Raw genomic sequence first — 13,378 nt, 5'->3', positions numbered from 1 at the left:
CGCTGCTTTGCCCCTCGCCCGCTAGCTGTGTGCGAACCGTGGTTCGCACGCGGCCAACGGAAATCCACGAGGGCCAGGGGCACGCGTGTGACGGGACGAGCGACCGACAGCGAAGGGGTGGCGTACATGGGACCGGGCGCGGTGGAGCAGCGTCGCGACGTACTGGCTTTCTACATGCTCGCGGGGTTCGCGGCGGTGATGTACGCGGTGCCGGGTGAGTGGATCCCCGCGCTGGAGCCGCTGCGGCTCGCGCTGCTGACCTCGGGGCTCGGCGCGGGGCTGATGGTGATGCGCCGCATCGGCAAGGCGGAGCCGCTCTTCTTCGACGGCGCGCGGGGCATCGCGCTGCTGGCGTTCTCGTCGCTGGCGTTCTGCTCGGTGGCGTGGAGCGTGAACCCGGAGGTGACGCGCTTCCAGGGCGTGGAGCTCTTGAAGCTCACGGCCATCTACCTGACGCTCGTCAACGTCATCACCACGCCCAAGCGGCTGGCGGTGGTGGCCGGCGCCATGGTGCTGGGCGCCATCGTGACGTCCATTGGCGTCATCAACTGGTACATCGTCGGCGAGAACATGGTGGAGGGCTTCCGCTCGCGCTGGGTCGGCGTGTACGCGGACCCCAACCACATGGCCATGAACATGGTGCTGGTGGTGCCGCTCGCGGTGGCGTTCCTCGCGCGCAAGAGCACCCCGTGGGTGTTCCGCCTGCTGTGCGCGGTGTCCGCCGTGCTGGCGGTCATCGCCATCGTGTTGTCGCACTCGCGCGGCGGCTTCATCGGCCTGTCCGTGGCGATGGCCATGTGGGCCATCCGTGAGAAGCGCCGCATGCAGGCCATCGTGCTGGGCACGGTGTTCGTCGCGGGCCTGGCGGTGTTCGCGCCCAAGAGCTTCTGGCAGCGCAACGAGACGGTGGCGGCGTTCCACGAGGACGCGTCCGCCATGGGCCGCGTCTACGCGTGGCAGGTGGCCAGCCGCATGAGCCTGGACAAGCCGCTGCTCGGCGTGGGCGCGGGCGGCTTCCGCTACGCCTGGTTCCAGTACGCGCCGCCGGAGGCGCACCGCGCCTACGTGGCGCACAACATCTTCCTCGACGTCATCGGCGAGCTCGGGTGGATTGGCCTCCTGTGCTTCCTGGTGTTCTCGGGGGGCGCCGTGGGCGGGGCCGCGGCCGCGTCGGCGGACCCGGAGATGGGGTGGCTGGCACGCGCCTTACTGGCGTCGGTGGCGGGCTACCTCGTGTGTGACTTGTTCTCGGGCTACATCCTGTCCGCGCACTGCTACGTGCTCTTCGGCCTGGCCGCGAGCGCGCACCGCATCGCGCAGGCACGGGAGCGAGCCCTGGCGGTGGGGAGGCAACCGGCGATGACGACAGCGCCGGTGGCCACGTGGGAGGGGTCTGGGCATGCGGCGTGAGGATGCGCGGATGGGGCAGGAGCCCCTTCGCCTGGTGCAGTTCACCCGGTCGTTCCACATTGGCGGCACCGAAGTGCAGGTGCTGGAGCTGCTGCGAGGCCTGCCCTCCAGCTACCGGTTGCAGGTGTCGGTGTTGGAGGACGCCGGGCCCTTGATGGGGTCGGTCTGGAAGCTGGGGCACGCGCCGGAGGTGTTCTCCCTCAAGGGCTCGCTCGTGCAGCCCAACACGCTCGTGCAGATCCACCGGATGGCCCGCTGGCTCAAGCAGCACCGGGTCCAACTGGTGCACGTGCATGACTTCTACTCCAGCATCCTCGCGGTGCCGGCCGCGAAGCTCGCGGGCGCGAAGGTCATCGTCGGCCGGTTGGACCTGTCCCACTGGCAGGGCAAGGCCCGCCGCCTGCTGCACGCGCGGATGACGCGCATGGCGGATCACGTCATCGCCAACGCGGAGGCCATCCGCCAGCTTCTCATCCACGAGGAGGGGCTGCCCGAGTCACGCATCTCCGTCATCCACAACGGCCTGGACCTCCAGCGCTTCGACGCGAGGGCGGCGGAGGGGCTCAAGGACGCGCTGCCCGACACCGGCGGCGTGCCCACGGTCATCCACGTGGCCAACATGAACCACCCCGTGAAGCGGCAGGAGGACGTGCTGCTCGCGCTTGCCATGCTGCGTCATGAGGGGACGAAGCTGAACGCGTGGTTCGTGGGGGACGGGCCTCGCCGGCCGGGGCTGGAGAAGATGGCGCACGAGCTGGGGGTGGCGGACGGGGTGCACTTCCTCAAGCACCGCACGGACGTGCCGGCCCTCTACGGCCAGGCCACCTTCGGCGTCCTGTGCTCCACGGCGGAGGGCATGTCCAACGCGGTGATGGAGGGCATGGCGGCGGGGCTGCCCATGGTGGTGACCCGCGTGGGCGGCAATCCGGATCTCATCCGGGACGGCGAGCGGGGCCTGGTGGTGGAGCCGGAGCGGCCCGCCCAGTTGGCCCAGGCCTTCCGCCGGCTGCTGGCCAACCCCCAGGAGGCCCGGAAGCTGGGCAAGGCCGCCCGGGGCTTCGTCGCCCGCGAGCTGTCCCTGGAGAAGATGGTGGCCCGGCATGACGCGCTGTACCGCCAGGTGGCAGGACTGCCTCCGGGCTGAAACCGCCCTCCAGGGCCGGGAAATGTCAGACCGGTGCGGATAATCCACGCCCGCCCTCAGCAATTGGGGGCGGGCGCGTTCGTAGGGATGGGGAGGCGGCTTTCCCATGACGCCCTGCGTGTGCGCAGGTTATAGATGGGAATAGCTCGATTTTCGTGGAGATTGGTGGGCGAGGCGTGGTAATGGCGCCTCGGGCGTTGCCGGAAGCGGCAAGCGTGCTCACCCTGGGTGTGGCGGATCAGGCGGGTGCAGGAATCACCGCGGGTACGCAGGGGTTTTGAAGGAAGCGGACGCCGAGCGCGGGGCCCGGGACACGGGACGCGGGGCGGACGGCAGGAAACATGAAGGTGGCGTGGACGGGCCCCAGGGCCGCTCTACATCCGCCGCGACTTTACGAGGCCCTGCCAGTCGGCACGCGGCCCGGGGCGCTCGCCGGTAAAACTCCAAGGTGCCGGCGAGCGCTCTCTTTTTTCTACGCCATCGAATCGGGCCGGAGCCCCTCTCCGCCTACGCGCTGGCCAGGAGCGGCGCGGCGAGCGAGTCGGTGCCGAACTCCACCACCTGCACCGTGAATGAGGTGGTCACCGCCTGGGCGTTGCCCACGCCGTTGCTGACGGACAGCGTGTACCGCGTCGCGGGCGTGAGCGGCAGCGTGGACGGCGCGTTCGGCGGCTCGCTGATGGCCCCCGTCGAGGTGTCGAGCACCAGCCAGGAGGGCAGCACCGGCGTGATGGACCACGTCTTGGGCTGGCTCCCCGGCTGCGTCAGCACCGGGTTGAACACCTGCCCCTGCGAGAACGTGTACAGCATGATGTCGCCCATGGTGAGGCCCGCCGGCACCATGGGGACCTGCGTCACCGTCCAGGTGCCTCCGGACGCCGAGATCACCGCCGTCTGGCCATTCCATGAGAGCCATTGCCCGGAGGTGCCGTAGCGCTGGATGGAGAACGACCCGGACGAGAAGAACTGGCCGTCCCGGGCGGGGCTCGCCTTGAGCACGACGCTCCAGAGCTGGGTGCCGTAGTTCGAGTCGGTCGACGCGAGCGGAGCCTTGAAGGACACGCTGTTGTCGCTGTTGGCGGTGAGCGCCATCAGCGTGGGCGAGCCCGACGCGCCGCCGACCAGCGCGTTGATCACCGTCTGTCCCGTCCCGTTGGTGCTGGCGAAGAACACGGTGTCGTAGCTGTAGTCATTCGACGCCAGGGAGCCGAGCGCCCCGTTCGCGCCCACCTTCAACACCGCCCCATTGCCGTTGGGGATGGAGAGCGTCAACCCCAGCCGCTGCGGCTCGCCTTGCTGCACGTACCCGTTGAAGTAGTCGATCTCCGTCTTGTATTGCATGAAGAACCCGGCCGGCTTGGCGTAGTCCTGTCCGAACTGCTGGACCGGGTTCAGGTGCGGCCTGAGGGCCAGGTAGAGCAGGATGACCACCCCGGCCACCGCGGCCATGATGCCCAGGATGCTCAGCACCGAGCAGAGGGTCGTCACCGCGAGCCCGCCGATGGCCTCGATGCCGGCCGCGCCGAGCGCCCAACTGCCCGCGGTGGCGAGCAGGTCCAGCCCGCTGGCGGCCACGAGCAGCCAGTCTCCCGCGGCCTCCAGCGATGACTGCGCATGGAGCGCGATGAGGATGCCGGTGACGATGTTGATGATCGCGAACGCCGCCCCCAGCCGGGTGGCGACGAACTCGTCCAGGTTCTTGCCGAAGACCTTCGTGACGAGCGAGCTGTCCTCCTCGGCCGTCTCCGAGAACAGGGTGCCGAACATCTCGGAGGGGTACTCCTCGATGCTGCCGTCGTTCACCAGCCACTTCTGGAAGCCGCTCTGGAGCCGCGCGTCGGCCTGCGACATCAGGTCGCTGGAGAAGAGCGGCCGGATGTTGTCCCAGAGCGTCGCGTCGGTGTCCCACACCGCCTCGAGCGCCACCCCGCGCTTGAGGATGCTGCTGGTGGCCTGGATGGCGAACGACGCCGCGTTGCTGACCAGCGCCGTCCTCTGCGTGGCGGACAGCTCGCTCCAGCCGAGCGCCCCGTAGACGATGCCCATCACCCCCACGGCGCCCAGCCCCATGCAGAGCAGGTTCGCTCCCAGCGTGCCAACCTTCCCGGTCACGGATTCCGCCATCAGCGGCGCGATCTGCTCCCAGCCGTAGATGCCCACCTTGCCGACCGCCGCCGCCTGCATGGTGGCGATGTACTCGGCCAACTGCGTGTCCGCGGCGAGCTTCGCGGCCTCCTGCGCCGCCTGCTGCACCTGCGGGTCCGAGCTGTTTCCGTACTGCACGGCGATCTGCGCCATGACCTGCTGGACGTCATACACGTAGTCGTCCGGGTTGGCCGAGTAGTCGAACAGCTCGGGGAGCATGTTCCCGATCTGGAACGTCTGGATGACGCTGATGTACTGCTGGGAGAAGACGTTGCTGGGGTCCAGCAGGGACAGCAGGGCGACGTTGGTCTGGCATTGCCGCATGAAGGCCGAGCCGTCCAGGTCCGCCGCCTGTCCCAGGCTCATCATCTCAATGATGGTCAGCTCCTGGGGGCTGCTGATGTAACGGAAGAACGCGTATGCCCAGTAGAGGCCGTTGTTCACCGCGGTGGTGACCAGGGTGTTGACGATGTTCGTCATCGTCGTCAGCGCGGACGGGTCGATGATGGTGGCCCGCAGCTCCGCCAGCCACTGCTGCTGGTCCGCGAGGATGTATTGATTGTAGGTGGACCGGTTCTGCTGCTGGTCGGCCAGGTATTGCGGCAGCGCCGCGTTCTGCGGCTGGTTGGACCACTCGTGCGAGTACATCGCCGTGGACTGCACCTGGAACACGGGGCTGGCGGCGGTCTGGGTCTTCAGCCAGTTCTGCGCGCGCAGGGCGTTGAGCTGGTCCGCGCCGTCCTCGTTGAACGTGGAGAGGACGTTGGTGAGGTAGGCGGTGGCGAGCGACTGGTACCACTGGCTGGGATTGGTCCCCATGCTCGCGACGGTCTGCAGCCAGGACGGAAGCACCGGCTGCCCGGTCCCGAAGTACGTCTGCCGGAGGTTCGACGGCAGGTAATACATCATCACCTGGTTGAAATCACTCATCGTGGCCTGCTGCACCACGTCCGCCCAGACGTTGTTGGAGAACGCGAACTGGGTCATGTTCGCGAGCGTCGTCAGGTTGAGCTGCGTGTTGACCACGGCGCTGGAGGCCACCGCGGTGACGGGGTGGGCGGCGAACGCGGTCCGGTGGGCGGGCGCGGTGAGCTCCGTGGCCTGCACGCGCCGGCCGCCGCGGGGCTGGCCGGGCATCCAGGCGGAGTGGCCGTCCTGGGAGAAGTGGATGGTGCCGGATTCGGGCAGGCCGGTGAGCCGCTGCTGCTGCTGGGTCAGCCCCTCGAAGTGCAGGGTCGAGCCCCGCAGCCGCGAGGTGGGGACCTCCTCGTCCTGCACGTAGAGGCGCCCGCCGTGCACCGCGATGGGCGAACCCGCGCCGTTGAGCGTATAGAGGCCGACGACGGACGGGTTCACCACCAGCCCCTGCAGGCCGAGCGTCGTGCCCGCCTGGCTGTCATTGACCGTCAGCATGGCGCCGGTGAGGGTGGAGCCCTCGTCCGTCACCGCGAAGGCCATCTGGTACGGGAAGACGGAGGGGATGGCGCGCGCGCTCGGGTCGCTCAGGGTGGACCGGTTGTCCGCGCCGGGCGAGACGCCCGAGTTGAGCGCCATGTTGAAGACCAGGTTGCTGCTGAGCACGGCGCCCATGGAGCTGGTGGCTGGCGTCCACTGCGTCTGCGTCTGCAAGTCATTGAACGACGTGGCGATGTTGTAGGTCTCCTGGCCCACGATGACGGTGCCCGTCACCTGCCAGGTGAACTGGAGCGCGTCCTGCACCCAGGTGGCCGCCTGCCAGCGCGGGTCCTGGGGGTTCCAGCGGAGCTGGAGCGCGGGCGGCGTGCCCGTCACCGTGGCGCCGGTGTCGAGGGCCACCGCGCAGTCGTAGCTCACCGGGGCGAGCGTGGCCTCCACGCCGACCCGGTTGCCCGCGGTCTCGATGCTCCCGACGAAGCCGTGCCCGCCGTGCTGGAACACGAGCCGGCCGCTGTGCGTGCCGTCCTCGCGGCGGAAGTTCCAGGTGAGCAGGCCGCGGTGCGGGTCCCACTGGAAGTGCTGCGCGGCGACCGGGAGGCGGTCCAGGTAGAGCGCGGTCGGGCGGTCGCGGCGGCGTCCCCCCAGCACGACGGAGAGGGTGGTGGGCGTCCCCTTCGGGGCGGGCTGGAGCGAGCGCCCGTTCTTGACGGTGACGTGGTAGGTGCGGGCGCTTCCGTGCACCGCGTCGATGAGGGCGTGGTGGCGGAACCGGTGCAGCGTCGAGGCCACCTTGGGAGAGACGGCCTGGGGCACGGCGAACGTCGGATGCGAAGCACGCATGGGGCTGACTCCAGTCATGGGGTTGGGGTGAAGCGCCTGGCTGTGGCGGTGGGGTTTCAGGGGGGCGGGGCGTTCGGCGGCACGTAGGGCTGCACCGCCGCCGGGAAGCGCTGGGCCAGCAGCGCGCCCATCGTCGTCCCGAGCTGCTGGGCGAATGAGGAGGCCTGGCTCGCGCCCCAGGCGGAGCGGGCCTGGCCCTCCGTCACCATGAGCTGCGGCACCAGCGGGCGCACGTCGAACTGCACCTGCCCGACGATGGCGCCCGCGGGCGTGAACACCGCGGCGGAGCAGAGGCGGTAGCCGGCCTCGAAGAGCGCGGAGAGCGGCGTCACGCCCCGCAGGGGCAGGGCGCTGCCGTCCTGCCGCCGCAGCTTGAAGGTGAGGGTCCAGGTGTCCACGCCCGTCCCGGGCTCGGACGGGCGCCAGTTGTCGAAATAGAGGACCTGGTCGAACTGCTGGGCGTAGCTGGCGCTCGACAGCGGGCCGAAGGGCGGGAGCGTGCGCGTCACCGCGGCCGCGCCGCGGCCCAGTTGGACCTCCAGCGTGAGCGACTCGCTGGCGGGGATGGCGTCGTCCGCGAGCAGCTCGAGCGAGAGGACCGACACCGCCAGCATCGTCGCGTCCAGGTCACCGACGGGCGTGAAGCTGCGCCAGCCCAGGTTGATGGCGTCGTTGATTTCATCGCCGAAGATGGAGGTGAGGGCCGCGAAGTAGGCCCCCTGCGCGTTGTCGTACGTGGGCGTCCCGGCGGCCGTCTTCGCCGTCATGGCGCTCGCCATCCCGCGCGCCATCTCCCGCATCGCCGCGGGCGGGGCCGCGGCCATGGGCGGGGGCGGCGCGTTGCCCTGGATGGCGCGGATGGCGTCCGGCAGCAGGTAGGTCGAGACGGTGAAGAGCCCCTGGTACAGGACCTCCTCCCATTGGTCCGCGGGCACGGCCTGGAGCGTCCGCTGCACGGTGCTCCACGAGCCGGACATCACGGATGACAGCGCCGAGGCGGCGAGCGGGGCGACGCCGAAGAGGGGCACCTCGCTCGATACGACGCACATCGTGGTGCCGTCGCCCACGATGTACTCGGACAGGCCCTGGGGGTCGAAGTCCACCACCAGGTCGTGGATGGTCGTGGCGCCGGTGCAGGGCTGGGCCTGGAGCGAGGTCACCGGCAGGGGCGTGGGGGCATCCCCGGACCAGCCCATCAGCGGCGGGCAGCCCGGCTCCAGCGTGGCGATGCCGAGCGCCGACAGCGTGGGCACGGTGTTCATCAGGTCCACCGGCTGGACGCACGCGAGCTGCGCGCCCTGGCCGCTGGCGGCGTTCAGCGTGAGGAACGGGTGCGTGCCGGTGAAGCGGAACCCCAGGTTGTTGAAGCCGTAGACCTCCTCGTTCTGGAGCACGAGCGTGGGCGTGGCGAGCACCTGGGCGGAACCGGAGCGCGTGCGCACCTGGTCGCCCGGGTGGACCTGCTCGATGTTCTTCATGCTGCCGTCCGCCATCAGCACCCTGGCGCCCGGGAGGAAGCAGCTCCCTCCCGGCGGCGCCCGCCACCGGTTGCCGGGCTGGCCGTCGGCGGTGAACTCGAACGAGTTCTCCTCGTTCATGCACGACGGCCACATGGCCCCCGGCGTGGTCATGCACACCTGGGCGAGGATGCCGGGCGTGGCCGGCCCCTTGAGGTCGTTCCAGTCGAGCGACAGCGGGCTCATCCACGGCAGGTACGCCTCCCACCGGCCCGCGGACACGGAGGCGGGCACCGGGAGCTGGGCCGCGATGAGCTGGTTGATCAGCGCGTCGATGCTGGCGTTCGACATGCCGAGCAACTGGAGCTTGAGCCAGTGGTGGAACAGCTCCCACGTCTGGTCGGTCCACTGGTGGCTCGCCGCCTGCGCCACCTTCGCCGAGATCCACGCCGGGTTGCTGAGGTAGCTGGAGTAGAGGGAGGCCGCCTGCGACCACTGGCCCTGGGGGATGGCGGCGAGCGCGGTCGCGACGGCGTTGGGCGTCGTGCGCAGCAGTTGGCTGTACAGCGCGTTCAGCTTCGGCTGGAGCGTCGCGTTGCTGGCCGAGACCTGGTTGTTGATGTCCGGCTGCTTGAGCTGGGGACGCAGGTTCGAGGTGATGTTGTACATCGCCTGGCAGAGCGTCACGACCGCGAAGCTGGACCACCAGGAGTCGTTCAGGCCGGTGGCCGTCGTCACCGCGCCCTGGTTGGGGTCGGCGCGGTAGTTGGGGAAGAAGAGCTGCAGGAAGGTCTGGCCGGAGGGCATCCAATAGGGCTCGGAGTGCCGGCCCGGCGTGGCCCCCTGCAGGCGCCCCACCAGCGCCGAGCGCGCCGCCTTGCCCACCGGGTTGTCGCCGGAGACGGGCTGGGCCGCGAAGAGCGCGGTGACCTGATCCGCGAGGGTGGAGTTGGTGGCGGTGGACGTCGTGGCCATCAGCCGGGTGGCGTTGCGCGGCGAGGCTTTGGGGGTGGTGTGCATGGCGGTCTCCGGGTCAGACGGCGAGCGCGACGAGCCCGGTCCCGGTGCTGGAGGGCGCCGGCAGCACCTGGAGGGCGAACGTCGTCTGGAGGGGGCGGGTGAGCAGCGGGTTCGTGACGGACAGGACGTAGGTCGCCGCCGGGGTCACCGGCAGCGGCTGCGGCGCGCTCAGCGGCTCGGTGATGACGCCGGTCGCGGCATCGAGCGACAGGAACGCCGGCAGCGGCGGGGAGATGGCCCACGTCTGGGGCGTGCTCCCCGCCTGCGCCAGGCGAGGGATGAAGCTCACGCCCTGGGAGAACGTGTAGAGCGTCGCGTTGCTCATCGACAGCCCCTGGGGTGCCATCGGCTGCTGCTGGAGCGTGAACCGCGAAGCGGACGTGCCGAGCGTGACGCCGTGGCCGGTCCAGACCAGCGCCTGGTCCGTCCCCCACAGGGTGAGCGTGAAGGGGCCTGACTCGGGCGCGTCGCCGTCCCACGTGGGGCTCCCCACCAGGGTGATGGTCCAGAGCTGCGTCGCGGCCGCCGGGTCGGTGGACGGGAGGAGCGGCTGGAAGGACACCCCACCGCTGGAGCCCGTGAGCGCGAAGGCGCGCGCCGAGTCCCCGCCGCCAACGAGCGCCACGAGCTGGGAGCGGCCTTGCCCGTCCGTCGAGGGGAAGAACACCGTGGCATGGCCGTAGTCGAGCGGCCCGCTGCCCAGGGTGCCGTCGTCGCCGACGCGAAGCACCGCGCCCTTCGTGTCCGGGACCGCGAGCGAGACGCCGAGCCGCGCGAGCCCTCCCGGGGGCGTGTAGCCGGTGAACGCGTCGATGGCGCTGCCATGGGGCATGTAGAAGCCCGCGGGCTGCGCGTAAGTGGTGGCGAACTTCTGCACCGGTGACGGGCGTGCCTTCCACCACTGGACGATCATCAGCACCACGCCCGCGACGGCGGCGAGGATGGACAGGACGCTGAACACGCTGAAGAGGGAGGAGACCGCCAGCCCTCCGATTTCGGTGACGCCGAACGCGTCGGCGGCCCAGCCGCCAGCGGTGGCGATGAGGTTGAGCGCGCCAGAGGTCACGCTGAGCGCGGCCACCACCTCCTGGTCCACCGTGGCGCTGTGGGCCAGGGCGAAGGCGCCGGCGATGAGGCTGGCGAGCGCGAACACCGCGCCCAGCCGGAGCGCGACGAAGTCATCGAGGTTCCGCCCGAAGACGCGGGTGACGACCGTCTCGCCCTGGGCCGCCGCCTCGTCGAACATCGAGCCGAACATCTCCGACTCGGGGATGATCCGGTTGCCGATGAGCCACTTGGTGAGCCCGGTGTCGACGGCGGCGTTGGCCGCGTCGAGCATGTCGGTGGTGAAGAGCGCGCGCATCGCGACCCAGGGGGTGGCGTAGCTGTCGAGCGCGTTGGCGAAGATCACCCCCCACTTCACGACCCCGGCCGCGACCTGCACCGTGTAGTTGACGGCCACGACGATGAGCCCTGGCGACACGGCGACCCGCGCGGTGGTCTCGGGGGGCGTGAAGTCTGCCACCCCGTGGACGACGGCGCTGGTGGTGAGGCCCGCGAGCGACAGGCAGATCAGTTGGGCGCCCAGCGTCCCGACCGCGTCCTCCACCGCCGCTTGCATCACTGGGGCCGCCGTCGACCAACTGGCGCCCGTCGCGCAGCCAGAAGCGGCGGCCTGCACGCGGGCGACCAGGGCCGGCAGGTCGCTCCGCGAGGCCAGGGCCCGCGCCTCGGCGCCAATGCTCACGAGCGCCGGGTCGGTGCTCCCCGCGACGTCGGAGACGATGCCCTGCATCACCAGCGCGACCGCGCCGTCCATCCCGACGGGGCCGCCGCCGTAGTCCGCCAGCGACGGCACCACGTTCCCGTAGAGCATCGTGTTGACGGCGGACGCGTACTGCTGGGCGAAGAGGGTGCTCGGGTCCAGGCTGGTGAGCACCGCCATGTCCGACTGGACGCGGCGCATGAAGGCCGAGCCGTCCGGATCCAGGCTGAAGAGCCCCAGCTCGGTGAAGGCCGCCGGCTGGGTGGCGTAGCGGAAGTACGCGTAGGCCCAGTAGAGCCCGGACTGCGCCGCGGTCGCCGCCAGGTTGTCCACCAGGGACTGCATCGCCTGGAGCGAGTCCGGATCCGCGATCTCCTGGGCCAGCTCCTGCTTCCAGGCCGCCGCGTCGCTCGCGATGAGCGAGGCGTAGCTCGTCGCGTTCTCACGCTGGTCCGCGAGGAAGGCGGTGATGGCCGGGAAGCGGCGGGTCCATTCGAGCTGGTAGAGCGCCGGCATCTGCACGCGGTACACGTCGCTCGCCGCGACCTGCTCCTTGAGCCAGGTCTGCGCCCGCAGGGCGTTGAGCGTGTCGGCCCCGGGCTGCTCCCAGGTGGAGAGCACGTCGGTCAGGAAGGAGACCGACAGCGAGCCGTACCACTCCGCCGGAGAGCTCCCCGGCGGAGCCAGGGTCGCGATCCGCTGGAGCTCCGGAGAGAGGACGGGCTGGCCCTGGCTCCAGTAGGTCTGCCGCAACTGCGGATCCATGAAGTAGAGCAGGAGCTGGTTGAAGTCCGCCATCGAGGCCTGCTGGACGGCGTCCACCCACGTCGGGCCCTGCGGACCGGCTTGCTGCTCGAAGGGGGTCATCAGCGCGAGGGTCTGGAGGTTGAGCGGCGAGGTGCTGGCCGTGGGCGCGGGGCGCGCGACGTGCGAGTCCGCGCCCAGGCGCGCGCCGGACCGGCCGTCGGCCAGCCGCACCCGCGAACCGTCATCGCTGAACTCGAGCGTGCCCGCCGCGGGCAGCCCGCCCGCCGCCTGCTGCGCGGCGGAGAGCCCGCTGAAGCCGAGCGAGTTGCCCCGCAGCCGCGCGGCCTGCACCGGTGCCCCATCGACATGGAGCGTCCCCTCGTGCACCGCGAACGAGGCCGTGGCCCCTTCGCCAGCGAGCGCGTAGTACCCGGCCACCGACGGGTTCGGCACCTGCCCCTGGACGCCGAGCACCACGCCGTTCTGCGCGTCCACCACGGTGAGCATGCTCCCGGCGAGCGAGAGCGCGGTGGGGCTGAGCTGGAAGCTGAGCTGGAAGGGGAAGACGGTGGTGATGGCTCGCGCGGCCGGATCCGCCAGGCCCTGGCGGTTGTCGGCCGGCGGCGCGATGCCCGAGGCGGCCGACAGCGTGAAGACCATGTTGGCGTCGACCAGGGCCCCGAAGGTGCCCTGCTTCGGTGTCCAGCTCACGCCGGTCTGGAGGTCATGGAAGGAAACGTAGAAGTTCCAGAACTCCTGCCCGACGATGATCTGCTGCTGCATCTGGTAGGTGAACTGGAAGGCGGACGGCACCCACGTCGCGTGGCTCCACGACGGGCTGGTGGTGTCGCAGTGGAGCTGCAGCGCGGGAGGCTGGCCGGTGACGTAGCCCCCCACCTGCTGCGCGACCGCGCACTCATAGGTGATGGGCGGGAGCGACGCGGTGACCTGGAGCCGTTCGCCCCCTTCGCTCACGAAGCCGGTGGCGGTGGCGCCGCCCTCCTCGAACAGGAGCCGTCCCGCGTGCAGGGCCTCCTCCCCCTGGAAGCGCCAATACAACGTGCCGCTCCGGTGCGCGAAGCCCCAGCTCCCGGTGGGGACCTGCACGTGGCCCACCAGGAGCTGGGAGGGGGCTCGCTTGTCCTCCCCATCGAAGACGAGGGTGATGCGGAGCGGATGCTCCGCGTCCTTCGTCCGCAGCCGGTAGGTGCGGGCGCCTTGATAGAGGCGGCCCGGCGCCGCGGCGCCAGGAGCGAAGATCTCGCGAGGGGGTGGGGGCTGGAGGCTGCGCGCGGACGAAGGGGAGGGAGCCATGGGCCTTGCCTCGGGGGCAGGAGGAATGCGTGGCCCCAATGCAAGTCATGCGCCCCACTCCCGTTCCGCTGAGGCTCCTCCGCGCCGCCCCCCCGACTGCGTTCCAGGAGGACGCGGAGC

Annotated in this window: 5 protein-coding genes; 2 read left to right on the top strand and 3 right to left on the bottom strand. The window is 70.4% G+C overall.

Annotated features, from left to right (window positions below):
* Positions 1-126: 126 nt before the first annotated feature.
* Positions 127-1,410: an O-antigen ligase gene (locus K8556_RS22925; RefSeq protein ID WP_223742299.1), complete on the top strand. Its 1,284-nt coding sequence runs from the start codon at positions 127-129 to the stop codon at positions 1,408-1,410.
* Positions 1,400-2,554, top strand: coding sequence for a glycosyltransferase (locus K8556_RS22920; RefSeq protein WP_223742209.1), 1,155 nt, complete (start codon positions 1,400-1,402; stop codon positions 2,552-2,554). Before K8556_RS22925 ends, K8556_RS22920 begins: the two co-directional genes overlap by 11 nt.
* 507 nt (positions 2,555-3,061) lie before the next feature.
* Here K8556_RS22920 and K8556_RS22915 read toward each other — a convergent pair.
* Genes K8556_RS22915 through K8556_RS22905 form a run of 3 tightly spaced genes read right to left on the bottom strand, consistent with a single transcriptional unit; the run spans position 3,062 to position 13,258 of the window.
* Positions 3,062-6,955: a hypothetical protein gene (locus K8556_RS22915; RefSeq protein WP_223742208.1), complete on the bottom strand. Its 3,894-nt coding sequence runs from the start codon at positions 6,953-6,955 to the stop codon at positions 3,062-3,064.
* Between the two features lie 56 nt (positions 6,956-7,011).
* Complete coding sequence (locus K8556_RS22910; protein ID WP_223742207.1) at positions 7,012-9,432, bottom strand: hypothetical protein; 2,421 nt, start codon at positions 9,430-9,432, stop codon at positions 7,012-7,014.
* 13 nt (positions 9,433-9,445) lie between these two features.
* Positions 9,446-13,258, bottom strand: a complete 3,813-nt coding sequence (locus K8556_RS22905; RefSeq protein ID WP_223742206.1) for a hypothetical protein — start codon at positions 13,256-13,258, stop codon at positions 9,446-9,448.
* Positions 13,259-13,378 lie beyond the last annotated feature (120 nt).

Source organism: Corallococcus sp. AS-1-12 (assembly GCF_020036995.1).
GTDB lineage: Bacteria > Myxococcota > Myxococcia > Myxococcales > Myxococcaceae > Corallococcus.
The sequence above is the reverse complement of the archived record's forward strand: the minus strand, read 5'-3'. Positions and strand labels throughout refer to the sequence as shown.

What these genes read in the sequence shown, in the direction of transcription:
- K8556_RS22925 (WP_223742299.1), top strand. Translation starts at nt 127, where the DNA reads ATGGGACCGGGCGCGGTGGAGCAGCGTCGCGACGTACTGGCTTTCTAC.
- K8556_RS22920 (WP_223742209.1), top strand. Translation starts at nt 1,400, where the DNA reads ATGCGGCGTGAGGATGCGCGGATGGGGCAGGAGCCCCTTCGCCTGGTG.
- K8556_RS22915 (WP_223742208.1), bottom strand. Translation starts at nt 6,955, where the DNA reads ATGCGTGCTTCGCATCCGACGTTCGCCGTGCCCCAGGCCGTCTCTCCC.
- K8556_RS22910 (WP_223742207.1), bottom strand. Translation starts at nt 9,432, where the DNA reads ATGCACACCACCCCCAAAGCCTCGCCGCGCAACGCCACCCGGCTGATG.
- K8556_RS22905 (WP_223742206.1), bottom strand. Translation starts at nt 13,258, where the DNA reads ATGGCTCCCTCCCCTTCGTCCGCGCGCAGCCTCCAGCCCCCACCCCCT.